This is a genomic window from Kitasatospora sp. NPDC034533 (assembly GCF_055575155.1).
On the sequence record NZ_JBVITE010000028.1, the window covers coordinates 23,288 to 46,749 of the forward strand.

Genomic DNA, 23,462 nt, shown 5'->3' on the forward strand with positions numbered 1-23,462 from the left:
CTCCGCGGCACGCGGTGGCCGGGCCCCGGCGCGTCCGCGTCAGCCGCCGACGGCCGCCGCCAGCGCGGCGGTGAGGTCCTCGGCCAGCGCCGCCATCGTCCCCGCGTCGAAGGCGTGCTCGTTGTACCGCAGCCAGCAGCGCAGTTCGCCGTCCGGCTGCTCGGTGACCGCGAGCTCCGGGACGTGCCGGTCGCCGCCGGGCAGCGGGTACGGCACGGTGGCGTTGCGCGGCAGCTCCCAGGCGGCGCAGGCCACCCCCGGCAGCTGGGCCGGCGCGCTCCAGCTCTCGTACCTCAGCCAGGCCGCGAACGGCACCCGCGGGCTGAACTCCGCGAACGGGTACAGCTGGTGGTCGAGCGCGGCGGTGGCGGCGGAGCGGACGCGGTCGAGCAGTTCGGCGAAGCCGGGCGCGCCCGAGGCGTCCACCCGCACCAGCAGCGACTGGACGAAGCAGCCGACGGCCCGTTCCGCCTCCGGCCGGGTCCGGCCGGGCACCGGCGTCATCAGGACGAGGTCCTCCCGGCCGCTGCGGGCGGCCAGCAGGCCGCTCCAGAGCGCCGCCACCGCGAGGAACGGGGTCGCCCCCAGCTCCGCCGCCCTGGCCCGCAGCGCGTCCGCCCCCCGCGCGGGCACCGTGAAGGCGTGGGCGGCGCTCAGCACCACCTCGGTGTGGCGGCGCCCGGGGAAGGGGTCGATCGCCTCGGGCGCGTCCGCGAGCGCCGCCGCGAAGTGCGTCCGGGACGCCGGCCAGTGGGCGTTCGACCACTCCACCAGCTCCCGGTACTCCGGTCCGGGCCGGGCCGCCGGCCCCCGGCGGCCGTTGCCCAGCGCCGAGTACAGCACCCCCAGGTCGCGCAGCAGCAGGCCGAGCGACCAGCCGTCGCTGACGAGGTGGTGGACGGCCAGCAGGACGACGTGGTCCCCGGGCCCCCGGCTCACCACGGCCAGCCTGGTCATCGGGTCCGACGCGAGGTCCGTCGGCCGGTCGCGGACGGCGACCAGCCGGGCCGACACCTCCTCGTCGCTGTCGCCGGGCGCCCGCACCAGCACCACGTCCGCGCGCGGCTCGTCGTGCAGGACGGCCCGCAGCACCCCGGGTTCGGCGTCGGGCACCGGGACGAACCCGGTCCGCAGCGCGGGGTGGCGGCGGATCGCCTCGTGCAGGGCGTCGGCCAGCACGTCCGTCCGCAGGTCCTCGGTCACCCGGAACATCACGGCCACCGAGCCGACGTTGCGGCCCGGCGCCTCGGCCATCCAGCGCAGGAAGTTCTCCTGCTGCGAGGTGAGCGGCAGGTCGTGCGGCTGGGCGCGCAGGGAGCGGAGGAAGTCCGACACCTCGGCGCCGGGCCGGTCCGCGGGCCCGGCCGGGGAGTTCCCGGCCCGCTCCAGCCAGGCCGCCTGGGCGCGGAGCGAGGGGCGCTCGAAGACCAGCGCGGTGCGCGCCGCCACGCCGAACTCGGCGGAGATCGCGGCGGCCAGCTGGACGGCGCGGAACGAGTCCCCGCCGAGTGCGAAGAACTCGTCCTCCACCGCGCGGACCGGCCGCCCCAGCACGGTCTTCCACAGGCCGGCCAGGGCGAGTTCGCGCTCCGTCTCCGGGGCCCGCCCGACCGCCGGGGCGGGCTCGTCGAACGCGGTCCGGAGCCGGTGCTTGACCACCTTGCCGCTGGGGTTGCGCGGCAGGGAGTCCACCACCAGGACGCGGACCGGCAGTTCGGGCCGGGCCAGCCGCTCGCTCAGGAACAGCCGCAGGCCGTCGAGGTCGATCCCGCCCGGCAGCGGAACCACCGCGGCCACCGGCACCTGGCCCATCACCGGGTGCGGCAGGCCGAGCGCGGCCGCGTCGGCGACCTGCGGGTGCTCGTGCAGCACCGCCTCGATCCGCAGCGTCGAGACCTTCAGCGCACCGGACTTGACGATGTCGCTCTCCCGGTCGACCAGGTGGAGGTAGCCGTCCCCGTCCAGCCGGCCCAGGTCGCCCATGCGCACCCAGCCGTCGCGGAAGACGGAGCCGGAGGCCGCGCCGACGTACTCGCGCGGCGGGCCGGGCTGGCGCAGCCAGATCTCACCGGTCGCGCCGGGCTCCACCGGCTCCCCGGCGTCGTCCAGGATCCGCAGGTCCGCCGGGTCGGTCGGGCGGCCCACCGATCCCGGGCGGCCCGGGTCCACGATCGCGGATATCTGGGCGGGGGACGCCTCGGCCGAGGTGTAGGTGTTGACGACCGTCGCCTTCGGCAGCGCGGCGGACAGCCCGGCGGCGACGGCCGGCGGGAGCGCGGCGGCGGTCGAGCCGACCAGCAGGACGCTGCCGAGGTCCCGGCGTTCGGCGATCCCGGAGTTCAGCAGCTCCACCGCCATCGACGGCACCAGGAAGACCGTGCCCGCGCCGAACTCCTCGACCACCCGCCCGAACTCCTCCGCGTCGAAGCGCGGCAGGCAGACCGTCGTGGGCTGCGCGGTCAGGGCGTTCACCAGGACCGCCTGGGCGGCGTTGGTCCCGATCGGGAAGGCGTGCACCGCGTGCCGGGAGTGCGCGTACGGGCGGGGGCGGGGGTCGAGGACCAGTCCGGCGGTCAGGCTCGCGTGCGCGGCCCGGACGCCCTTCGGGGTGCCGGTCGTCCCGGAGGTCCCGATGACCTGGGCCGGGTCCCCGGGGCCGACCCGGTGCGGCGGCTCCTCGCCGCCCCGGCCGCCAGGCTCGTCCGACTCCTCCAGCCGCTCCAGCCGGTAGCCGGGCAGCTCGGTGCGCGGGCCGCTCCCGGCGATCGCCAGGCTCGCTCCGGCCACCTCGACGAGCCGCGCCACGTCGGCCGGGCCCAGGTCCTCGCGGATCACCAGCCCGGCCGCGCCCGCGTAGTGGGCCGCCAGGAACGCCACCGCGTACTCGTCCCACTCCCGGTTGGTGAACAGCAGCGCCACCGTGTCCCCCGGCCGGACCCCCGCCCGGGCCAGCCCGTGCGCGGCCCGCACCGCGCGCTCGCGCCACCGGCCGTAGGTGAGGCTCCCGCCGCCCGGTACGAGCAGGGCGGTGCGGTCGGGATGGAGCGCCGCCCGGTGGTCCAGGAGCGCGGGGAGCGTGAGCGGGACGGAGGCGGGCTGGGCGCTGATGACGACTCCCAAGGGGCTTTCGGAGCGCGGCGGAGCGGCACCGGAGGAAGATCGGCCGCTGATTGGTCCAGACCGTAGCGGAACGGTGAAGGAAGGCGCCAGATCCGTCCACGGATCGTCATGAGCCGTACCGCACGGGCCCGGTGAGCTGCTCGGCGGGGTGGCCGCACACGGGCGCTGCCACCGGTGGGCACCGGGCCGGGCACCCCGAGGCCCGCCCTCGGCTAGCCTCCCCTCGTGGACGATCACACCGAACCCCCGACCCGGCGGATCTTCGTGGCCCTGGCTCCGCCCGACGAGGCCAAGGACGAACTGGCCCGGGCCCTGGAGCCCGCCTACGCCAGGTACCCGCGGCTGCGGTGGAACCGGATCGAGGACTGGCACATCACCCTGGCCTTCCTCGGCGAACAGCCGTCCACGGCGGTGCCCCCGCTGCGCGAGGCGCTGGCCGACCGGGCCGGGTCGCACCCCGCCCTGCACCTGGCCCTGCGGGGCGGCGGCCACTTCGACCAGCGACTGCTGTGGACCGGGATCGACGGGGACCTGGAGCAACTGCACCGGCTCGCCGCCGACGTCCGGCGCCTGGTCCGCTCCTGCGGAATCGAGTTCAGGGAGCGGCCGCTGCGCCCGCACCTGACGCTGGCGCGCTCCCGCCGCGACGACTCCGTCAGCGTCCCGCTGGCCGCGGCCGGGCTCACCGGGTTCACGGGCGGCCTCTGGCGGACCGAACGCCTCCACCTGGTCGGCAGCAACATCGGCCGGGGCCCCGGGCCGATCCACTACCGCGACATCGCGGCATGGCGCTTCGGCGACGCGCTCCGGGCCCTCGACGGCGGCGCCCCCACCGGTTCGTAGCCCACCGGCGGGCGCCTGCTGGGGCCACGGGGGCTGGAGAGCCGCCGTCGTGCCGCTGTTCGGGCCAGGAGGTCGTATACAGGCCAACCGGCCGTCCGCGCGGTCCGAGGTCGCCCAGCGCGGGCATGTACATGACTGAGGGCCCGTCCGGCACCGGGTCGCGACGGCCTGGAACCGCCCCGGAACCGGCCGGGGCGACAGAAGGGGAGTGCTCCGCCATGGGTGAACTGGACGGCAGGACGGCACTGGTGACGGGCGGCTCGCGCGGGATCGGGCGGGCGGTCGCGCAGCGGCTCGCCGCCGACGGGGCGCTGGTCGCCGTGCACTACGGCGGCAACGAGGAGGCCGCCGCGCAGACCGTGGACCGCATCGCCGAGTCCGGCGGCCGGGCGTTCGCGGTGCGGGCCCGGTTCGGCGAGGACGGCGCGCTGGACCGGCTGGTCGAGGGCCTCACGGCCGGGCTCGCGGAGCACGGCGAGGACGGCCTGGACGTCCTGGTCAACAACGCGGGCATCCACCTGATGGCCTCGATCGGGCAGATCACCGAGGAGGAGTTCGACCGGGTGATGGCGATCAACGTGCGCACCCCGCTCTTCCTGATCCAGCGCGCCCTGCCGCTGCTGCGGGACGGCGGGCGGATCGTGAACGTGGCCTCGACGGCCGCCCGGATCGGCGCGCCCGTCCAGATCGGCTACGCCGTCAGCAAGACGGCGCTGACGGCCCTCGCCGCCCCGCTCGCCAACGAGTTCGGCCGGCGCGGGATCACCGTCAACACCGTCAACCCCGGGGTGATCGTCACCGACATGACGTCCCCGTGGATCGGCGGCCCGGAGACCACGGCCTGGGTGGAGTCGATCACCGCCCTGGGCCGGGTCGGCCTGCCGGAGGACGTCGCGGACGTCGTGGGCTTCCTGGCGGGGCCGCGGGGCCGCTGGGTGACCGGTCAGGCGATCGACGCCTCCGGCGGCACCTACCTCGGCCCGATCCCGCCCGTGTGACCGCGACGGGCCGCGGGCGGCGCGGGAGACGGTGAGCGGCACACCCCCGTCCTCCCACGCCCCCTCGCCACCGCGGACGCGGGCGGGGCCCGGCGGTCGGGGTGCCGACCGCCGGGCCCCACGGGTGTCAGGGCAGCGGCACCTCCAACTGTGCCGCCAGGTCCGCCACCAGGGAGTCCAGCCAGCCCCGGATCGTGCCGGGGTCGAACAGGTCGGCGTCGTACTCGACCTGGCCCGCGTAGCCGTCCCCGTCCGGGGTGAGGCCGAACGAGCAGTCGGCGCGGGTGGAGGGGCCCGGGAGGTCCTCGATCTCGGCGGTCAGGCCGGGCAGGTCGAGGGCGATGGGCGGGGTGCTCTGGACGGCGAGCATGACCTGCGGGTACGAGGCGGGCAGGACGACGCCGCGCGTTCGCAGCGGCTCGACCAGCATCCGGAACGGCGTCACCCCGTGGTCGAGGGCGGAGGCGATCGTCTCGGCGGCGGTGTCCACCAGCGCCCCGAACCCGCCTTCGCCCCCGGTCGGCACCAGGATCGGCAGGCCGTTGGTGAGCAGTCCGACCACCTTCTCGTCGGCCGGCCGGGTGCGGTTGGCGTTGGAGAGCAGGATCAGCACCCGCGGCGCCCCGCTGAGCGAGCCGAGCAGCCGGGCGAGCGCGGCCAGCAGGACGGCGGAGGCGGTGGTGGAGTGCGCGGCGGCGTACCGGCCGACCGCCTCGGCGACGGCCGCCGGGACGCGGAACCCGAGGGTCTCACCGCGCCCGGAGCGCCGCTCGGGGCGGGGCCGGTCGGTGGGCAGGTCCACCGAGAGCGGGGCGCCGCCGAGGACCTCGGCCCAGTGGTCGGCGCACGCCTCGACGGTGGCCCGGGTGACCACCGTCCGCTCCCAGCAGGCGTGGTCGGTCATCCGGCCGGGATCGTCGGGCAGCGGCCCGCCGGTGCGGTAGAGCGCGCCCAGGTCGTCCAGCACGGTGGCCAGGGACCAGCCGTCGACCGCGATGTGGTGGATGGTCAGCAGCAGCACCCATTCCCGCTCCGCCGACCGCAGCAGCCGGGCGCGCAGCAGCGGCGGCGCGGCGAGGTCGAAGGGGCGGCGGATCTCGGCGTCGGTGGCGGCGGCCAGGGCCGCCGCCCGCCCGGCGGGGTCGAGCGCCCGCAGGTCCTCGACCGGGAGCTCGACGGGGGTGTTCGGCAGCACCTGCTGGAGCACCCCGAGCGCGGTGTCCGCGAACCGGGTCCGCAGGCTCTCGTGGCGCTCGGTCAGCGCCGTCAGGGCGTCCGCCAGCCGCCCGGGCTCCAGCGGTCCGCGCAGGGTGATCCGCTCGGTGATGTTCCACACCGCCGGGTCGGCCGACGCGGCGTGGGCGCCGTGCATCCGGTGCTGCGCCACCCCGGCCGGCGCGGCGGCCAGGGCGGCCCCGGCACCGGTCAGGGTGGACAGCAGCCGCTCGCGGTGGGCCCGGACCAGGCCGGTGACCTCCTCGTCCATCGCCCCCGCGGGGGCCAGGTAGCCGAGCCGCTCGCCGGTGGTGCGCAGCACGATCTCGCGCTCGTCGAGCAGTTCGAGGAGCCGGGCCCACTCCTTCTCGGCCGTGCTCACAGGGTGCCCTCCTCGTAGGCCGGGGCCTGCTCGGCGGCGGGCCGGTGGGCGGCCATCGCGCGGATGGTCGGGCGGCGGAAGAAGTCCAGCACGCCGATGCGCAGCCCGGTCGCCTCGCGGACCCGGTTCAGCAGCCGGGTGGCGGCCAGCGAGTGCCCGCCCAGGTCGAAGAAGGAGGTCTCCACCCCGGCCGGGCGGCCGAGTTCCTCCTCCCAGAGCCGTTGCACGGTGCGCTCCAGGTCGGTGGCCGGCGCGGCCTGCGGCCGGTCGGCGCCGAGCGGCCGGGGCTCGGGCAGGGCGGCGGTGTCCAGCTTGCCGTTCGTGGTGAACGGCAGGGTGTCGACGGTGGCCCAGAGGGAGGGCACCAGGTAGTCGGGCAGCAGGTCGGCCAGCCGGTCGGCGATCCGGGGCAGTTCGGCGGCCGGGCAGCCGACGTACCCGGCGAGCGCCGTGCCCGCCGCGGTCCGGCGCGCCGTCACCACCGCCGAGGCCACCCCGGGGATGCCGCGCAGCACCGTCTCGATCTCGCCCGGCTCGACCCGGTAGCCGCGGATCTTGACCTGGCGGTCGGCCCGGCCGAGGTACTCCAGCAGGCCGTCCGGCCGCCACCGGCCGAGGTCGCCGGTGCGGTAGCAGCGGCCGTCGGGGGTGTCGACGAAGCGGGCGGCGGTCTCCTGCTCGCGGTTGAGGTAGCCGATGCCGACCTGGACGCCCAGCGCGTGGATCTCGCCGACCGCGCCCGGCGGCACCCGGCGTCCGGCGGCGTCCAGCAGCACGATCCGGACGCCCACGCCCGGACGGCCGACCGGCGCGTGCTCGGGGCCGTCCGGGTCGACCTCGCAGACCGTCAGGCCGTGGGTCTCGGTCGGGCCGTACTCGTTGATCAGCCGGCACCCGGGGTTGCGGTGCAGGAAGGTCCGCAGGCCGGGGGTGACCAGCACCTGCTCGCCGCCCGAGACCATCTCCCGCAGGTGCGGCACCGGCTCCTCGCCGAGGGCGTCGACCAGGGCGGCCAGCGGCGTGTACGGCAGGTAGACCCGTTCGGCCCGGGTGGCCCGGACCACGGCGGCCAGCGCCCGGGCGTCGTAGCGGGTCTCCTCGTCGATCAGCAGCAGGGTGCCGCCCGCGCCCAGTGTGGCCAGGACCTCCTGGATGCTGACGTCGAATCCGCAGGAGGCGTACTGGAGGGTACGGGCGGCGGGGTGGGCGGCGGTGTTCCAGGCCGCGAGGTGGGCCACGCCCAGGGAGTGCATCAGCACGCCCTTGGGGCGGCCGGTGGATCCGGAGGTGTACAGCAGGTACCCGGGCGCCCGCGGCGAGGGGACGGGCAACGGGGGCAGCTCGACCGGCTCGGCGGCGGCCGGGGCGGCGCCGGTGAGCACCGTGGGGACGGTCAGGCCGAGGGCCGCCGGGGCTTCGTCCGAGGCGGTGACCAGGACGGCGGGTCCGGCGTCCTCGACGATCAGCCGGCAGCGCTCCGGTCCCTGGAGCAGGTCGATCGGCAGGTGGACGGCGCCGAGGCGCAGGACGGCCAGCATGGCGGCCACCTGGTCCACCGAGCGGGGCAGCAGCACGCCCACCCGGTCGCCCTCGCGGACGCCGGCGGCCAGCAGCCGGCGGGCCAGGTCCTCGACCCGGGCCAGCAGCGTCCGGTAGTCCGTCTCGGTGCCGTCGGCGGCGACCACCGCGGCCTGCCCGGGCCGCTCGGCCGCGGTCGCGGCGATGGTGGCCAGCGGGTGCGGCGGGTCCTGGATGGCCTCCGGTCCGCACTCCAGCGCGGTGTCGGCCTCGGCGGCGGGTACGGCGGTGAGCTCGGCGAGCGGGCGCCGCGGGTCGGCGACCGCGGCGGCGAGCAGCCGCTGGAACGCGTCGACCAGCCGGTCGACGGTGGCCCGGTCGAACAGCGCCTCGGCGTACTCGACGTGGCAGCGGATGCCGTCGGGCAGGCTGGTCAGGAAGAGCGTCAGGTCGAAGGCGGAGCGGTCCGCGACGTGGTCCAGCGGGCGGGCCGTCACCCCGGGCAGGTCCAGCTCGAAGACGGCGTGGTTCTCGAACTCGACCAGCACCTGGAACAGCGGGTTGCGGCTGGTGTCGCGCGGCGGGTTCAGCTCCTGCACCAGGACCTCGAAGGGCAGCTCCTGGTGCTCGTAGGCGTCCAGCGCGGTGGAGCGGACCCGGGCCAGCGCCTCGGCGAAGTCCGGCTCTCCGGACAGGTCCAGGCGCAGCGCCAGGGTGTTGACGAAGAAGCCGACCAGGTCCTCGGTGCCCTCGGCCCGGTTGGCCACCGGGGTGCCCAGCACGATCTCGTCCTGGCCCGCGTAGCGCTGGAGGACGCCGGCGAAGGCGGTCAGCAGCACCATGAACAGGGTCGAGCGCTGGCTCCTGGCCAACTCGCGCAGGCCGTCGGCGAGTTCGGCGGGCAGGTGGTGGACGAAGGCGCGTCCCCGGCCGTCCGGCACGGCCGGGCGCGGCCGGTCGGTGGGCAGCGCCAGCACCGGCAGGTCGCCGCCGCCGAACACCTTGCGCCAGTGGGCGAGGCTCTCCTCGTACTCGCCGGCGGCCACCCGGGCCCGCTCCCGGGCGGCCTCGGCGGCCGGGGCGGTGGTGAGCAGCGGCAGCCGGGCGGGTCGGCCCTCCCGGGCGGCCAGGTACAGCTCGCCCAGCTCCCGGGTGATCACCACGGTGGACAGGGTGTCGATCACGATGTGGTGCATCGACAGCACCAGGACGTGCCGGTCGGCGGCCTGCTCCAGCAGCAGCGCCCGGAACAGCGGGCCCTCGGCCAGGTCGAAGCGGTGCGCGCCCTCGGCGGCGACCAGGTCGGCGACGGCGTCCGGTGAGTCCCCGTCGGCCGTGACCCGCTGGAGGACCGGGCCGGTGGGCGGCGCCAGCACCTGCTGGAACGGTTCGCCGTCCTGCTCCCGGAAGACGCTGCGCAGCGCGACGTGGCGTTCGACCAGCAGGCGCAGCGCGCCGTCCAGCGCTTCCGGGTCGAGCGGGCCGTCCAGGGCGATCGCCTTGACCTCGTTGTACTGGCCGCCGTCCGGCAGCATCCGGTGCAGGAACCACATCCGCTGCTGGGCGTAGGACAGCGGGGCGCCGCGCAGGGTGTCCCGGCGCAGGGCGTCGAGCTGGGGCAGGCCGGCCGCGACCAGCTCGGGGGAGAGCCCGAAGTCCACGAAGGCGGCGATCTCGTCGGCGCCGGCCGCCCGCAGCTCGGACAGCACCCCCCGGACGCTCTCCGGGGTGCCGATCAGCGCGCGGGAGGCGCAGTAGCGCTCGTACGCGCGCTCCAGCACGAACTCCAGGTCCTCCTCGCGGGCGTTCTCGTAGTCGAGGGTCAGGCCCAGGCTGTTGGCCATCTGCCCGAACAGCGAGAGCGAGGAGCGCAGGTAGTGGCAGAACGGGCGGTAGGCCTGCTCGCGCGCGGTGGCCAGGTCGGTGCCCAGGTAGGTGTGGACCAGCACGACCACCCGGCCGGCCTCCGGGTCGAGGCCGTGCTCGGCCCGGGTGCGCCGGTAGAGCGCGACGTTCTCGGCCAGCTGCGCGACGTCCTGGGTCATCAGGTTGGTGATGACGCCGAGGTCGTGCCGGGCCGCCTCGCGGAAGCTGTCCGGGTTGCCGACGATCGCGGTGAACATCGGCGGCAGCTCCTGGAGCGGGCGCGGGTGGAGGCGCACCTCGATCGGCTCGCCGTTGCCGTTGCGGCCCCGGTACGCCTCGCCGCGCCACAGCGCCCGGACGGTGTCGACCTGCCGGTGCATCAGCTCCTTGTGGCTGCCGTAGTGCTCGGGGAAGAACAGGAAGTCGTTGGGGTGCCAGCCGCTGGCGCAGCCCAGGCCGACCCGGCCGCCGGAGAGGTTGTCGACCACCGACCACTCCTCGGCGACCCGCACCGGGTGGTGCAGCGGCAGCACCGCGCAGCCCGCGTTCAGCCGGATGCGGCTGGTCTCCCGGGCCAGGGCGGCGGCGAGCACCGAGGGGTTGGGGAAGATGCCGCCGAAGGAGTGGAAGTGGCGTTCGGGCAGCCAGACGGAGTGGAAGTCGTGCCGGTCGGCGAAGCGGGCGCTCTCCAGGACGATCCGGTACTTCTCGTCCTCCGGGGAGTCCAGGGGGTAGTCGCCGAAGAAGTAGAGGCTGAAGTCGACCGGGCGCTGGGGGTCGCTGACCGGCCGGTACGCGGTCGGGGCGGCCTCGGTGCGGACCTCCCCGGCCGGTGCGGGGAGCTGGGCGGCGGGCCGGGGCTCGGGCAGCCGGACGCCGGGCGGGGCCGGGAAGAAGCCGCCGCGCCGCAGGTCGCGCAGCGACTCCCGGACGGCGTCGATCACGAACTCCACGTCGCCGTCGGTGTGGGCGGTGGAGAGGAAGAAGTTGCGCCACTCCCACACGTAGACCCCGCGGGTCAGCAGGTGGGGGAAGAGCAGTTCCATGTCGGCCCGGGGCTCGAAGCGGAAGAGCGAGCCGAAGTGGGCCAGCCGCAGCGGGAACTCCTCCTCCTCGAAGAACCCGTTGAGGGTGGCCGCCAGCTCGTCGGTGCGGGCGTTCAGCCGCTCCTGGAGGCCGGGGCCGGCGGCCTTGAGGTGGCGCAGCACCGCTCCCGCGGCGGTCATCGCCAGCGGGTGCTGGATGTAGGTGCCGCCGAAGAAGGTGGTGTCCTTGGGCGGATAGCTGTCGTCCCCGTAGTCCCAGTGCCCGCCGTCGATCCCGTCCAGGATGTCGGCACGCCCGGCGATCGCGCCGATCGGGTAGCCGCCGCCGAGCACCTTGCCGTAGGTGGACACGTCCGGGGTGACGCCCCAGAAGCCCTCGGCGCCGCGCAGGTGGGGGCGGAAGCCGGTGAGCATCTGGTCGAAGACCAGCACGATGCCGAGCCGGGTGGTCAGTTCGCGCAGCGAGCGGACGAAGTCGACGGGCCGGCGCCCGGGGTGGCGGCTCTGCACCGGCTCCACCAGGACGGCGGCGATCCGGTCGCCGTGCTCCTCGATGACCCGGAGGCTCTCCGGATCGCCGTACCGCAGCACCAGCAGGTCCGCGACCGCGCTGCCGGGGATGCCGATGGACACCGGGACGGTCTCCCGGTCGGCGCCGTGGCCCAGCGTCCGGCCCAGGGTGTGGTCGAAGTGGCCGTGGTAGGAGCCCTCGAACATGACGATCTTGTCCCGGCCGGTGTGCGCCCGGGCCAGCCGGATCGCCCCGGCGTTCGCCTCGGTGCCGGAGTTGGCGAACGCGACCCGCTCGGTGCCGGTCAGCTCGGCCAGCAGCTCGGCGGCTTCGCCCGTCTCCGGACCGCGCGGGCCCAGCCGCAGTCCGGAGGCCAGGTGCTCGCGGACGGCCTCGGTGACGAACTCCGGATCGTGGCCGAAGAGCAGGACGCCGAAGCCCATGGTGATGTCGACGTACGGGTTGCCGTCGACGTCCTCCAGCCGGGAGCCCCGGGCCCGGCGGGCGGCGAGGGGGTAGAGCATCTCCTTGGTCCCGGAGCGGAAGCCGACCACGGCGCGGCTGTCCGCGAGGGTGCGGCGGTGGCGGCGGGTGATCGCCTTGGAGGTGGTGGTGCGGGCGGTGAAGCGGGCGACCAGCTCGTCCACGTGGGCGCGCTGCTGCTCGGTCAGGCCGCCGGCGGCCATGCCGGACTCGCGGGGGACGGTCACCCGGGGGCCGTGCACCTGCGGGGCGGCAGGTGCCGCGGTGGGCACGGGTGCTGGGGCGGGCACGGGTGCCGCGGCGGGCGCCGGGGCCGGGGTGGCGACCGGAGCGGCCGCCGGGGGGAGCACCGTGGGCGAGGCCGCCGGGGGGAGGGCGGGCACGGCGGCGGTGCCGGCCAGCAGGCCGAGCTGGTCGCGCATCAGGTCGGAGAACTGGCCGAGCAGTGCGAGCTGCCGCTCGATCAGGCCGGTGTTGCCGTCCGCCACCGGTGGCAGCGCGGCCGGGGCCTGCGGGACGGCCGGCGCGGGGTGCCCGGGCAGGGGCGCCGGGGCCTGGGCGGCGGGGGCGGGCGGCGTGGCCGGGACGGCTTGGACGGCTTGGACGGCTTGGACGTGGACGGGAGCCGGGGCGGCCTGGACGGGCGCCGCGGCCACGGGCTCGGATTCCGCCACCACCGCCACCGCCACCGGCGCGCCCTCGGGCGCCGCCACCGGCTCCGGCTCGGCGGCCGGCAGCAGCGTGGCCAGCACCGCCGGATCCAGCCGGGAGGCGATCAGCCCGGCCAGCCGGGCCGGGGTGTCCGCCGCCTCGAACAGCTCGCGCATCGACAGCCGCACCCGGAACGCCCGCTCCAGGTCCCGGATCATGTTGATCATCGAGAGCGAGTCGGCGCCCAGGTCGAAGAACGGCTCGTCCACGCCGACCGCGGCCTCGTCGTAGCCGAGCTGGCGGGCCGTCCGCTCGACGACCTGCCGCAGGACGGCCTGCTCGGCCAGTTCCTCCGGGCCGGGCCCCGGGGTCGGCTCGGCGGCCGGGGCGTGCTGCTGCTGGGGCGGTTCCTGACGCATGGCGGGGTCCTCGGTGGTCGGCCGGGCGGGGGCGGTGAACCAGTGGCGGCGGCGCTGGAAGACGGTGGTGGGCAGGGGAACGCGGCGGGCCGGTCCGTCCGGCCAGTCCCGGGCGGCGGCGAAGCGGGCCCAGTTGAGCGGCACGCCGCGCACCCAGAGTTCGGCCGCGGCGGCGTCGAACCGCTGCTCGGGCGAGGCACCGCGCCGCCCGCCGGGCACGAAGTGGCGGTGCGGCAGCTCCCGGCGGCCCAGACCGGTCAGCGTCGGGTGCGGGCCGACCTCCAGGAAGAGCTCGTGGCCCTGCCCGTCCAGCGCCGCGAGGACGAGGTCGAACCGGGCGGTCTCCCGGGTCTGGCGGACGAAGTACCCGGGCGTCGGGACGGTCCCCGGCGCCAGCACCTCGCCGCCGAGGTTGCTGACCAGCGGTACGGTCAGCGGCCGCAGCCGCAGCCGGGCCAGCTGGTCGCGGAACGGGCCGAGCACCGGGTCGAGCAGGCTGGAGTGGAACGCCCGGTCGGTGGCCGTCCGTTCGGTGGCCAGCCCCTCGGCGGCCAGGGCGGCCTCGGCGGCGGCGATCCCGGACGGCGGCCCGGCCAGCACGCACTGGCCCCGGCCGTTGACCACGGCCACCTCCACGCCGGGCAGCCCGTCGAGGAGCCCGGCCAGCCGGTCGAGGCCGGCCGGGACGACCGTCATGGCGCCCGGGCCGGTGAGCCGGTGCATCAGCCGTCCGCGCAGCGCGGTGAGGAACATCCCGTCGGCCAGGTCGAGTGCCCCGGCCGCGTGGAAGGCCGCGTACTCCCCGGCGCTGTGCCCGGCGACGGCGGCCGGCCGGACCCCGAGGTCCTGCCAGAGCCGCAGGTAGGCGGCCTGGAGGGCGAACAGGGCGGGCTGCGCCGCCTCGGTGGTCCAGGTGTCCTCGGTGCCCCGGGGCGCGGGGTCGAGCAGCAGGGGCAGCAGCGGCTCGTCCCAGTTCTCCCGGTGCAGCCGGTCGCAGGTGTCGAGGACGGCGCGGAAGCCCGGGAAGGCCTGGTACAGCTCGGCGGCCATGCCCCGGTACTGGGAGCCCTGGCCGGTGAAGAGCAGCACCGGCCGGGCCTCGCCGCGCCCGGCCTCGTGGTGGGCCGCGGCGGCGGTGGGCCGTCCCGCGAGGAAGGCGTCCAGGGCCTTGACCAGGGCGGCCGGGTCGGCGCCGGTGACGGCCAGCCGGTGTCGCAGCGGGCGCCGGCCGCCGCCGAGGGTGAGCGGCAGGTCGCCGGGCGCGGGTGCCGGTGCGGCGGCGAGCCGGTCGCGCAGCCGTTCGGCCAGCTCGGTCAGGCCCTGGGCGGTGCGGGCCGAGAGCGGCAGCACGGTCGGGGCCGGCCGGGGTTCGGCGGCCGGCTCGGGGAGCGGCGGGGCCTGCTCCAGCACCAGGTGGGCGTTGGTGCCGCCGACGCCGAGCGCGCTGACCCCGGCGCGGCGGGGGGTGGGGCCCTGCGGCCAGTCCCGGCGTTCGGCGGAGAGCCGGAAGGGGCTGCCGGCCGGCTCCAGGGCCGGGTTGGGGCGGGTGAAGTTCACCAGCGGCGGGATGGTGCCGTGCCGCAGCACCAGCAGCGCCTTGATCAGGCCCGCCATCCCGGCGCAGGTGTCCAGGTGGCCGATGTTGGGCTTCACCGAGCCGAGCGAGCAGAACTCGGCGGCGTCGGTCCGGGCGCGGAAGGCCTGCTCCAGTGCCCGGAACTCGATCGGGTCGCCGAGCGGGGTGCCGGTGCCGTGCGCCTCGATGTAGCCGATGCTCTCGGCCGGCACCCCGGCCAGGTCCAGGGCCCGGCCGACCACCGCCGCCTGGCCGTCCACGCTGGGCGCGGTGTAGCCGACCTTCCGCCCGCCGTCGTTGTTGACGGCCGAGCCGAGGATCACCCCGTGCACGGTGTCGCCGTCCGCCAGCGCGCGGTCCAGGCGCTTGAGCAGGACGGCCGCGACGCCGTTGCCGCCGACGGTGCCGCCGGCGTCGGCGTCGAAGGCCCGGCAGGCACCGTCGGGGGAGAGGATCGAGCCCTCCTCGTAGCGGTACCCGGCGGCCTGCGGGATGTGCAGGGCGGCGGCGCCGGCCAGGGCGAGTTCGCAGTCTCCGGCCAGCAGCGACTGCACCGCCAGGTGCACCGCGACCAGGGAGGTGGAGCAGGCGGTCTGCACGCCGACGGCCGGTCCGGTGAGGCCCAGCCGGTAGGCGACCCGGGTGGCGGCGAAGTCCGCCTGGTTGCCGATCGCGGTCTGGAGCGCGGCCACCGGCTCGGCCGGGTCGGCGGTGGCGGCCAGGGTGTGCTGGTAGTAGGTGCGCAGCGCGTACAGGGTCATCCCGGTGCCGGCGAAGACGCCGATCCTGCGCTCGGGGTCGGGTGCGTCGTAGCCGCCGTCCTCCAGGGCCTGGCGGCAGATCTCCAGCAGCAGGCGCTGCTGGGGGTCCATCAGCGCGGCCTCGGTGCCGCTGATGCCGAAGGCCTCGGCGTCGAAGTGGTCGATGTCCGGCAGGGCCCCGGTGACCGGTACGTAGTCGGGGTGGCGGTACTCCTCCGGGCGGAGCCCCGCCGCGGCCAGCTCGGCCTCGGTGAACCGGGTGGTGCTCCGGACGCCCTCGACGATGTTGTGCCAGTACTGCTCGGGACTGTCGGCGCCCGGCAGGCGCAGCGCGAGGCCGACGATCGCCACCCGGCGGTCCTCGCCCGGCCCGGCGGCGGGGGAGGCGAGCGGGGCGGCGGGAGCCTCCGGCTCGGCGGCCAGCTGGGAGACCAGGGCGTCCACCGTGGCGTGGCGGAACAGTTCGGTGGGCGACGGGGGCGCCGGGAGGGCGGCGCTGAGCGCGCCGTGCACCCGCATCAACTGGAGGGAGCCGATGCCGAGTTCGGCGAGCGGGCGGCCCGGGTCCAGCGGGGTGTCGAGGACCGACTCGAAGGCGTCCAGGACGAGCCGGCGCAGCGCGGACGGCGCGGGCCGCTCGGCGGCCGGCCGGGCGGCGGTCCGGGTGTCCGGTGCCGCGGCGGCCGGCTCGGGCGCGGCGGCACCGGACACCGGGCGCGGCGCGGTGGCGAGCAGGCGGCGCCGGGCGGCGGGGGAGCTCGGGTCCGGACCGGCGTAGCGGTGGCCCGGGGCGCCGGCCAGCAGCAGCGCGGCCAGCCGGCGGCCGTGCGCGGCGCTCAGCACCGCGATGCCCCGCCCGGCGGCGGCCTGTTCGTTCTCGGTGTCGCGGTTCATGCCGACCCCGCGCCACAGGCCCCAGGAGATCGTCCAGGTGGGGGTGCCGGTCTCCCGGCGCAGCCGGTCGACGGCGCTCTCCAGGTAGCGGTTGGCGGCGGCGTACCCGGTGGAGCCGACCGCCTCCTGGAGGCCGATCATCGAGGAGAAGGCGACGAGCTGAGCGCCGGGCCGCTGCCGGACCAGCTCGACGAGGTGGTCGGTGCCCTCGGTCTTCGCCCGGACGGCCTCGTTCCAGCCCTCGGTGTCGGTGTCGGCGAGCAGCGCGAGCCGGTAGCCGCCGGCCAGGTGGAGCACGCCGTCCAGCGGCGCCCGCCACTCCCGTTCGGCTTCGGCGAGCACCTCCTCCAGTCGTCGGCGATCCGTCACGTCCACCTGGCGGTAGGTGACCTGGCCGCCCTGGGAGGCCAGTCGGCTCAGCGCGGCCCGGCGCTCGGCGGCCTCGGCGGTCGGCGCGTCGAGGTCGCCGCGGCCGACGATCAGCAGCCGGGAGCCGTACTCGCGCAGCAGTCCGGGCAGCAGTTCGGCGGCGATCCCGCCGAGGCCGCCGGTGACGAGGTAGCGGGCGCCGGGGGTGAGCAGCGAGCAGCCCGGCTCGGACGGCTCGGGGACGGCCTCGACCGCCGCCAGCCGGGGGACCCACGGGCGGCCCGCGCGCCAGGCGCACTCGGGCTCCGGGCGGGGATCGGCCAGCAGGGCGAGCAGCGCGGCGGCCTGGTCGGCGGTGGGTGCGCCGTCGGGCAGGTCGAGGTGCCGGGCGGCCGGGACGAGCTGCTCGGCCCGTGCCCCGGCGGTCAGGGCGGCGGTCAACGCCGCGCGGGGGGTGGGGAGTTCATCGGGGAGGACGGCGTGCAGGCCGGCGCTGACCGTGACCAGTTCGCGGACCGGTGGCCACGCCGGGAGTGCCCGCAGCAGGGCGAGCAGGGCCTCGTCCGGGCGCGGCGCCGACTCGCGGTCCGGACCGGGCGCCGAGGCCCCGGCGGTGGCGCTCCACAGGTAGACCAGCCGGTCGGCCGTCCGGTCCCTGAGGGCCCGCAGCCACTCCTCGGGGTCGGCGGTCGGCGGCCGGTCGACCACCAGGGCGTTCGGCAGGGCGGCGGCCAGGGCCTCGGTGAGGGTGCCGGGTCCGGCCGGTCCGAGCAGCAGGATCGTTTCTTCGGACGGCGGGACCCCCGGGACCCGAGGCGCCGGGCGGGGCTCCCAGCGCAGCTGCCGTACGCAGTCGGGCAGCGTACGGGAGTTGGCCTCGGCCAGGTCCAGCGCCACGATGTGCTCGTCGAGTTCGCCGTCCAGCAGCCGGCGGCGCAGCGCGGTGCGCTGGATCTTGCCGCTGGTGGTGCGCGGGAAGTCGGCCACCGGCACCGGGAGCACCAGGGCGGGCGCGGGCTGCCGGCGGGCCGCCAGCAGCTGCCGCACCTCGGCGGCGACCGGCGGCGCGGGTGCGTCCGGGTCGCTCGGGACGTAGGCGATCACCAGTTGCTCGGTGCCGGTGCGTTCGTCCGGCACCCCGAAGGCCGCGACGTGTCCGGAGCGCACCCCCGCCGCCGAGGCCACCACGTCCTCCAGCTCGTGGCAGAAGTAGTGCACGCCGTTGACGATGATGATCTCCTTGCGGCGGCCGGTGAGCACCACCTCGCCGTCGGCCAGGAAGGCCAGGTCCCCGGTGTCGAACCAGCCGTCGCCGACGAAGGCCTCCCGGTTGGCGCCCGGGTTGTTCAGGTACCCCGGGGTCACCCGGCCGGAGCGGACCTGGAGGCGGCCGACCCAGTGCTCGGGCAGCGCTCGTCCGGCGTCGTCGGCCACCCGCATCCGGGTGCCGGGTGCGGGCCGTCCCATGCTGAGGAAGGCGGTGCCGCGTTCGGCCGAGTCCGGGTCGAGGGGCTCCAGCCGGCCGCTCAGCGAGTCGGTGCGCACCAGCCGGCGGGCGCCGGCCTCGTGGTAGCGCTTGTAGGCGATGGCGGTGCAGGTCTCGGCCATGCCCCAGCCGAGCAGCAGGTGCTCGGCGCGGAGGCCGAACGGGGCGGTGGCGGACAGGAACTCGTCCAGCACCGCCTCGGTGCACTGCTCGCCCGCGTTGATCAGGGACTTGACGGAGGACAGGTCCCAGTGGCGGCCGGGCCCGGCGGCCCGGACGGCCTCGGCGACCAGCCGGTAGCCGAAGTTGGGGGACCAGGAGTGGGCCGCCCGGTAGCGCTCCAGCGCGTCCAGCCAGACCAGCGGGTCGGCGAGCACGAGTTCGGTGGGGATCTGCACCTGGTCGGCGGCCAGCACCACATCGCGCAGGTGGAACATCAGCAGGCCGGCGACGTGGTCCAGGGGCAGCCAGTTGACGGTCGTGTCGGCCGGGTCGCAGCCGTGCGAGACGGCGCCGGCCACGTACTCCAGGATGCCCCGGTGGGTGATCTGCACCGCCTTGGACCGGCCGGTGCTGCCGGAGGACAGCTGGAGGATCGCGACGTCCTCGGGCGCGGGGGCGTGCTCGGGTGCGGGGGCGTCCCCGGCTGCGGGCGCGTGCTCGGCGGCGGGGCCGTCGCCCTCGGCGGGCCGGTCGACCGCGATCACCCGCAGGCCGGGCGCCGGGTACAGCTCCCCGAGCCGTTCCAGGCCCGCCACCGCCGGACCGCAGGCGAGCACCGGCGGCTCCTCCAGCGTCTGCCAGGCGTGCCAGAGCTTCTCCAGGACGGGGTTGCGCTCGTGGTAGTCCGGCGGGCGGGCCACCGTGACGGGCCGCATCCCGCCCAGCAGGCAGGCCCACAGGGCGGGGAAGTAGACCTCCGGCTCCGGGAGTTGGAGGATCACCCGGTCCCCGGCCCGGACCCCGGAGGAGGCCAGCACGGCGAGGATCCCGCGGGCCCGGGAGAGCAGTCGGGGGTACGTCAGCCTGGTGGCCTCGCCGCCCGCCCGGATCAGGTGCAGCCCGCGCTCCGGGTGCCGTTCGGCGGCGCGCAGCAGCGCCTCCGGCAGTGTCCGCGGCGCGTCCGGTGCCGGCTCGGGCAGCGGGGCGCCGACGGCCTCCGCCCCCGGGGCCTCCGGCGCGGCGGCCGGTTGCGCCGGGGCGCTGCCCGTCGCCGCGGAGCCCTCGCCGAACGGGCGCCAGTGGTCGGTGAGTTCGCGCAGATGGCGCAGTGCGGGGCCGGGTGCGGCAGGTGCCCGGCCGAGCGCCGCGGCCAGCGCGGCGGCGTCGGGTTCCCCGTCGGGGGTGCGGACGATGCCGTCCAGGAGGTGCAGTTCGGCGCTCGGATCGGCGTCCAGCAGCGCGGCGGCGGCCAGCCGGCGCAGGGCCTCGGGCTCGCCGTCGACGGCGGGTACCAGGTAGGCCAGCAGGCCGGGCCGGCCGTCGGCGTGCTCGACGGGCAGCAGCGCGCAGTCGGCGATCTCCGGGCGCAGCAGCAGCCGGGCTTCCAGGGCGCGCAGCCGGCCGTGGTCGGGACCGGTGGGGCTCATCAGGTTCGGCACCTTTCGGATCGGTGCCGGGGCGCGGGTGTGGGCCGCCCCGGTGAGGGAGGGGAGCGGAGGTGTCGGTGGTGCTCACGGCGCGGGGGCGCCGGCGGTGCGGGGTGTGCGGTTGCGGGGAAGTGCGGCGGCGGGGCGCGCTCAGCGGCGGCGGGCGCGGGCGACCATCACCAGGAAGCCGAGCGCCAGCACGATCGGGACGGAGTGCGAGACGCCGACCACGGTCAGTGGGCTGAGCAGGGCCAGCAGCGAGCCGCTCAGCAGCATCCCGGTGCCCATGCCGACGTTCTCGGCGGAGGTGAGGATGCCGAAGGCCTCGCCGCGCCGCTCGTCGGCGAGGGCCTGGATCCGGGTGGTGTAGGAGATCTCGGTGAAGCCGTCGCCGAGCCCGGCGCCGATCGCGACCAGCAGGAAGAGCGGGGTCGGGAGCCCGGTGAAGGCCAGGATGAAGCAGGCGGACATCAGGCAGGTGCCCAGCGCGAAGCCGCGCTCGCCGGGCTCGATCCCCCGCCGCAGCATGAACCGGGACACGAGTTGCTGGGCGGCGAGGTTGCCGATCGCCCAGGTGGCCCAGAAGGTGCCGAGCAGCGCGGCCGGGTTGCCGGGGGAGGACTGGTTGGCGAAGACGGGCAGGCTGATGTTGTGGGCGGCCGAGCCGAAGGCGTCCAGCAGCCGGATCCCGGCCATGGCGCCCACCACCGGGGTGGCCCGCAGCACGACCAGGGCCTGCCACCGGCTCCCGCGCCGCTTCGCACCCGTCGTCGGCCCGTCCGCTTCGGCGGCGGGCTCCTGCGGCCGGGCCGCGGCCTCCTCGGACGGCACGGCCCGGGTGGGCAGCGGCAGCCGGAGCACCAGCGCCGCGAACAGGACGAAACTGGCCGCGTCGATGAGCAGCGCGGCCCGGAAGCCGGCCCAGGCGGCGACCACGCCCGCGGAGGCGAAGCCGAGCACCATCGCGGTCGAACGGCAGCTCGCCATCAGGCTGTTGGCGCGGGCCCTGCGGTCGGTGCCGACCATCTCGGGGATGCTGGTCCGCAGCGCGACGGCGCACACCGCGGCCGCGCCGCCGAGGACAAGGGCGAGCGGGTAGAGCACCGGAATGCGGGCGGAGGCCGGGGCGAGGGCCACCGCGACCAGTGCGATCGCCTGGGCGAGCGCGCAGCCGGTCATCAGCCGGCGCCGTTCCAGCCGGGCCACCAGACGCCCGGCGACCAGTCCGCCGGCGAGGCCACCGCCCAGTCGCAGGACCAGGTACCCGGCGGTGCCGAGCGCGTTCCCGGCGGCCTCGTAGGCGAACAGGCTCAGTGCGACCAGGTCGAGCTGGCTCCCGTAGGTGGAGAGGGCGTCGCCGGCGGCCAGCCGGTAGAACACCCGGGGCAGCTTGTCCGTGGTCTGGTGCGGTGTTTCCAACGCGGTGTCCGGCATCGTCTTCTCCCCGGGCCCGCCCTGCGGCAGCTCAGTGTGACATTGCGCTGCAACCTAGGGGCGGCCGGGTGGTGGATCAATGCCGAGATCAGTTCCTGTCCGAAACATCGTGTGTTCGGCCGACTTACTGTCATCTTTCGCGCCACCCTGGCCGGTTGGCGGCGTACGGCCAGAGTGGCGGACGGTGCGGAGCGGGAGTCAGCGGCGGCCGAACAGCCGGCCGAGCCAGCCCTTGCCGGTGCGGCCCTGTCCGGCGCAGTCGCACCGGTCGGACTTGCGCACCCCGGCCAGGACCTGCTCCACGTGCATCCCGCACCCGGCGAAGGTCGGCTTCCCGCAGGTGCGGCAGGCGACTCGTCGGCACATGTCGTTCTCCGTTCTCGAAGCCCCCAGGGGCGGGGCCACCCTCCCAATATACCCCGCCCGGTATTTTCCGTTCCGGGCCCGTCCGGCTGGCGTGCCCGTCCGGCCGCCGGGCCCGGGAGCAGGGGTGCCGGACCGTCGGGGAGCGGACCGGCGGGGTCGCGTGGGCCGGCGTCGCGCGGGCGGATCGCCGCGTGGATGCCGCCCGCCGCTGCGGGCGGCCGGGAAGAGCGCCGCTCCGCACGGCGGCGTCCGTCCGAGGGTATGACCATGGGGACGGCCCGCCGCCGAGCCGAGGAACCACCGTCGCCCGAGGAACCACCCGCCACCCGAGGAGCGCCCGCATGCCCACCCTTGCCGACCCGTCCGACAGCGACTCCCACCCGTCCGACAGCGTCCCCGGCCTGCCGCACAGCGTCCCCGAGCTGCTGACCAGGACGGCCGCCCGCTGCCCGGAGCGCCCCGCCCTGCGGCTCGACGAGCAGGTGCTGACCTACGCCGAACTGGACGCGCTCAGCGCCCGGGCCGCGCACTGGCTGGCCGCACTCGGCGTCGCGCCCGGCGACCGGGTGGCCGTCCTGCTGTCCAACGTGCCGGACTCCGCGGTGCTGTACTACGGCATCCTGCGCGCCGGGGCGGTGGTCGTCCCGATGAACCCGCTGCTGAAGGCCCGGGAGGTCGAGCACTGCCTCGCCGACGCCGGGGCCGCCCTGCTGCTCGCCTGGCGGGCGGGCGCCGAGCAGGCGGCCGAGGGAGCGCGGCGCACCGGGACCACGCTGGTCGCCGTCGAGCCGGCCGCCCTCGCCGCGACGCTCGCCGCACAGCCGGCCGACCCGCCGACCGCCGCGCGCGGGGGAGCGGACACCGCCGTCATCCTCTACACCTCCGGCACCACCGGGGCGCCCAAGGGCGCCGAGCTGACCCACCGCAACGTGGTGTGCAACGTCCGGGCCGGCGTGCGGGTCCTGGGGACGGCCGAGCACGACGTGGTCTTCGGCGGGCTGCCGCTGTTCCACTCCTTCGGCCAGGTGCTCGGCCTCAACTGCGCGGTGGCCGTCGGGGCGTGCCTGACCCTGGTGCCGCGCTTCGACCCGCCGGCCGCGCTCGCGACGATCCAGCGCGACCGGGTGAGCGTCTTCCTCGGCGTCCCGACCATGTACGCCCTGCTGCTGAACCACCCGCGGCGCACCGAGTTCGACGTCTCCTCGCTGCGGCTGGGCCTGTGCGGCGGCGCGCCGACGCCGCCGGAGGTGCTGCGCGGCTTCGAGGCGGAGTTCGGCTGCGTCGTGCTGGAGGGCTACGGGCTGTCCGAGTCCTCGCCGCTGGCCTGCGTCAACCGCGCCGACCGGGAGCGGGTCGCGGGCACCGTCGGCATCCCGATCGAGGGGGTGGAGATGCGAATCGTCGACGAGTCCGGCCGGGAGGTCCCGGACGGCACCGTCGGCGAGGTGGTGATCCGGGGCCACAACGTGATGAAGGGCTACTGGCGCCGGCCGGACACCACCGCGCAGACCGTCCGGGACGGCTGGCTGCACACCGGGGACCTCGGCACCCGGGACGGGCGCGGCGACTTCCGGATCGTGGACCGCCGCAAGGACGTCATCATCCGGGGCGGCTTCAACGTCTACCCGAGGGAGGTGGAGGACGTGCTGTACGAGCACCCGGCGGTGGCCGAGGCCACGGTGGTCGGCGTCCCCCACCCCACCCACGGCCAGGAGGTGGGCGCCGCCGTGGTGCTGCGCCCGGGCGCCTCGGCCGGCACCGAGGAGATCCGCGACTTCGTCCGGGAGCGGGTGGCCCCGCACAAGTACCCGCGGCTGGTCTGGACCGTCGACGCGCTGCCGAAGGGAGCGACAGGGAAGATCCTCAAGCGCGAGGTCGTCGTGCCCGAGGGGATCTGAGCCGGCGCGGGGGGAGTGCGGCCCGGGGGGACGGGCG

The 23,462-nt window shown here is 76.4% G+C and carries 8 protein-coding genes; 3 read left to right on the forward strand and 5 right to left on the reverse strand.

Translation table 11 applies throughout. The features are described from left to right. Positions 1-39 precede the first annotated feature (39 nt). The gene (locus tag ACZ55U_RS20350; protein WP_465527539.1) at positions 40-3,120 is read right to left on the reverse strand and encodes a class I adenylate-forming enzyme family protein; all 3,081 of its coding nucleotides are present in this window, start codon (positions 3,118-3,120) and stop codon (positions 40-42) included. 225 nt (positions 3,121-3,345) lie between these two features. On the opposite strand from ACZ55U_RS20350, the gene thpR reads away from it, so the two are divergent. Together thpR and ACZ55U_RS20360 are read left to right on the forward strand one after the other, a co-directional pair. Next, on the forward strand, positions 3,346-3,963 hold the full coding sequence (gene thpR / locus ACZ55U_RS20355; RefSeq protein WP_465527540.1) for an RNA 2',3'-cyclic phosphodiesterase: 618 nt from the start codon (positions 3,346-3,348) through the stop codon (positions 3,961-3,963). A gap of 218 nt (positions 3,964-4,181) precedes the next feature. After that, positions 4,182-4,961 (forward strand): SDR family NAD(P)-dependent oxidoreductase, encoded by a 780-nt coding sequence (locus tag ACZ55U_RS20360; RefSeq protein ID WP_465527541.1) that lies wholly within the window; start codon positions 4,182-4,184, stop codon positions 4,959-4,961. Between the two features lie 127 nt (positions 4,962-5,088). Here the strand turns inward: ACZ55U_RS20360 and ACZ55U_RS20365 are convergent, their stop codons facing one another. The 4 genes from ACZ55U_RS20365 to ACZ55U_RS20380 form a co-directional block, all read right to left on the reverse strand. Continuing rightward, positions 5,089-6,558 (reverse strand): condensation domain-containing protein, encoded by a 1,470-nt coding sequence (locus ACZ55U_RS20365; RefSeq protein WP_465527542.1) that lies wholly within the window; start codon positions 6,556-6,558, stop codon positions 5,089-5,091. Beyond that, positions 6,555-19,727, reverse strand: coding sequence for a MupA/Atu3671 family FMN-dependent luciferase-like monooxygenase (locus tag ACZ55U_RS20370; RefSeq protein WP_465527543.1), 13,173 nt, complete (start codon positions 19,725-19,727; stop codon positions 6,555-6,557). The genes ACZ55U_RS20365 and ACZ55U_RS20370 overlap by 4 nt, the downstream gene beginning before the upstream one ends. Positions 19,728-19,877: 150 nt before the next feature. Beyond that, complete coding sequence (locus tag ACZ55U_RS20375) at positions 19,878-21,161, reverse strand: MFS transporter (protein ID WP_465527544.1); 1,284 nt, start codon at positions 21,159-21,161, stop codon at positions 19,878-19,880. A 198-nt stretch (positions 21,162-21,359) separates the two neighbouring features. Then, positions 21,360-21,527, reverse strand: coding sequence for a hypothetical protein (locus ACZ55U_RS20380; RefSeq protein ID WP_465527545.1), 168 nt, complete (start codon positions 21,525-21,527; stop codon positions 21,360-21,362). Positions 21,528-21,868: 341 nt separating this feature from the next. Here ACZ55U_RS20380 and ACZ55U_RS20385 point away from each other — a divergent pair, with 341 nt between their 5' ends. Further along, positions 21,869-23,425, forward strand: a complete 1,557-nt coding sequence (locus tag ACZ55U_RS20385) for a long-chain-fatty-acid--CoA ligase (protein WP_465527546.1) — start codon at positions 21,869-21,871, stop codon at positions 23,423-23,425. Positions 23,426-23,462: the final 37 nt, after the last annotated feature.

What these genes read in the sequence shown, in the direction of transcription:
- ACZ55U_RS20360 (WP_465527541.1), top strand. Translation starts at nt 4,182, where the DNA reads ATGGGTGAACTGGACGGCAGGACGGCACTGGTGACGGGCGGCTCGCGC.
- ACZ55U_RS20370 (WP_465527543.1), bottom strand. Translation starts at nt 19,727, where the DNA reads ATGAGCCCCACCGGTCCCGACCACGGCCGGCTGCGCGCCCTGGAAGCC.
- ACZ55U_RS20375 (WP_465527544.1), bottom strand. Translation starts at nt 21,161, where the DNA reads ATGCCGGACACCGCGTTGGAAACACCGCACCAGACCACGGACAAGCTG.
- ACZ55U_RS20380 (WP_465527545.1), bottom strand. Translation starts at nt 21,527, where the DNA reads ATGTGCCGACGAGTCGCCTGCCGCACCTGCGGGAAGCCGACCTTCGCC.
- ACZ55U_RS20385 (WP_465527546.1), top strand. Translation starts at nt 21,869, where the DNA reads ATGCCCACCCTTGCCGACCCGTCCGACAGCGACTCCCACCCGTCCGAC.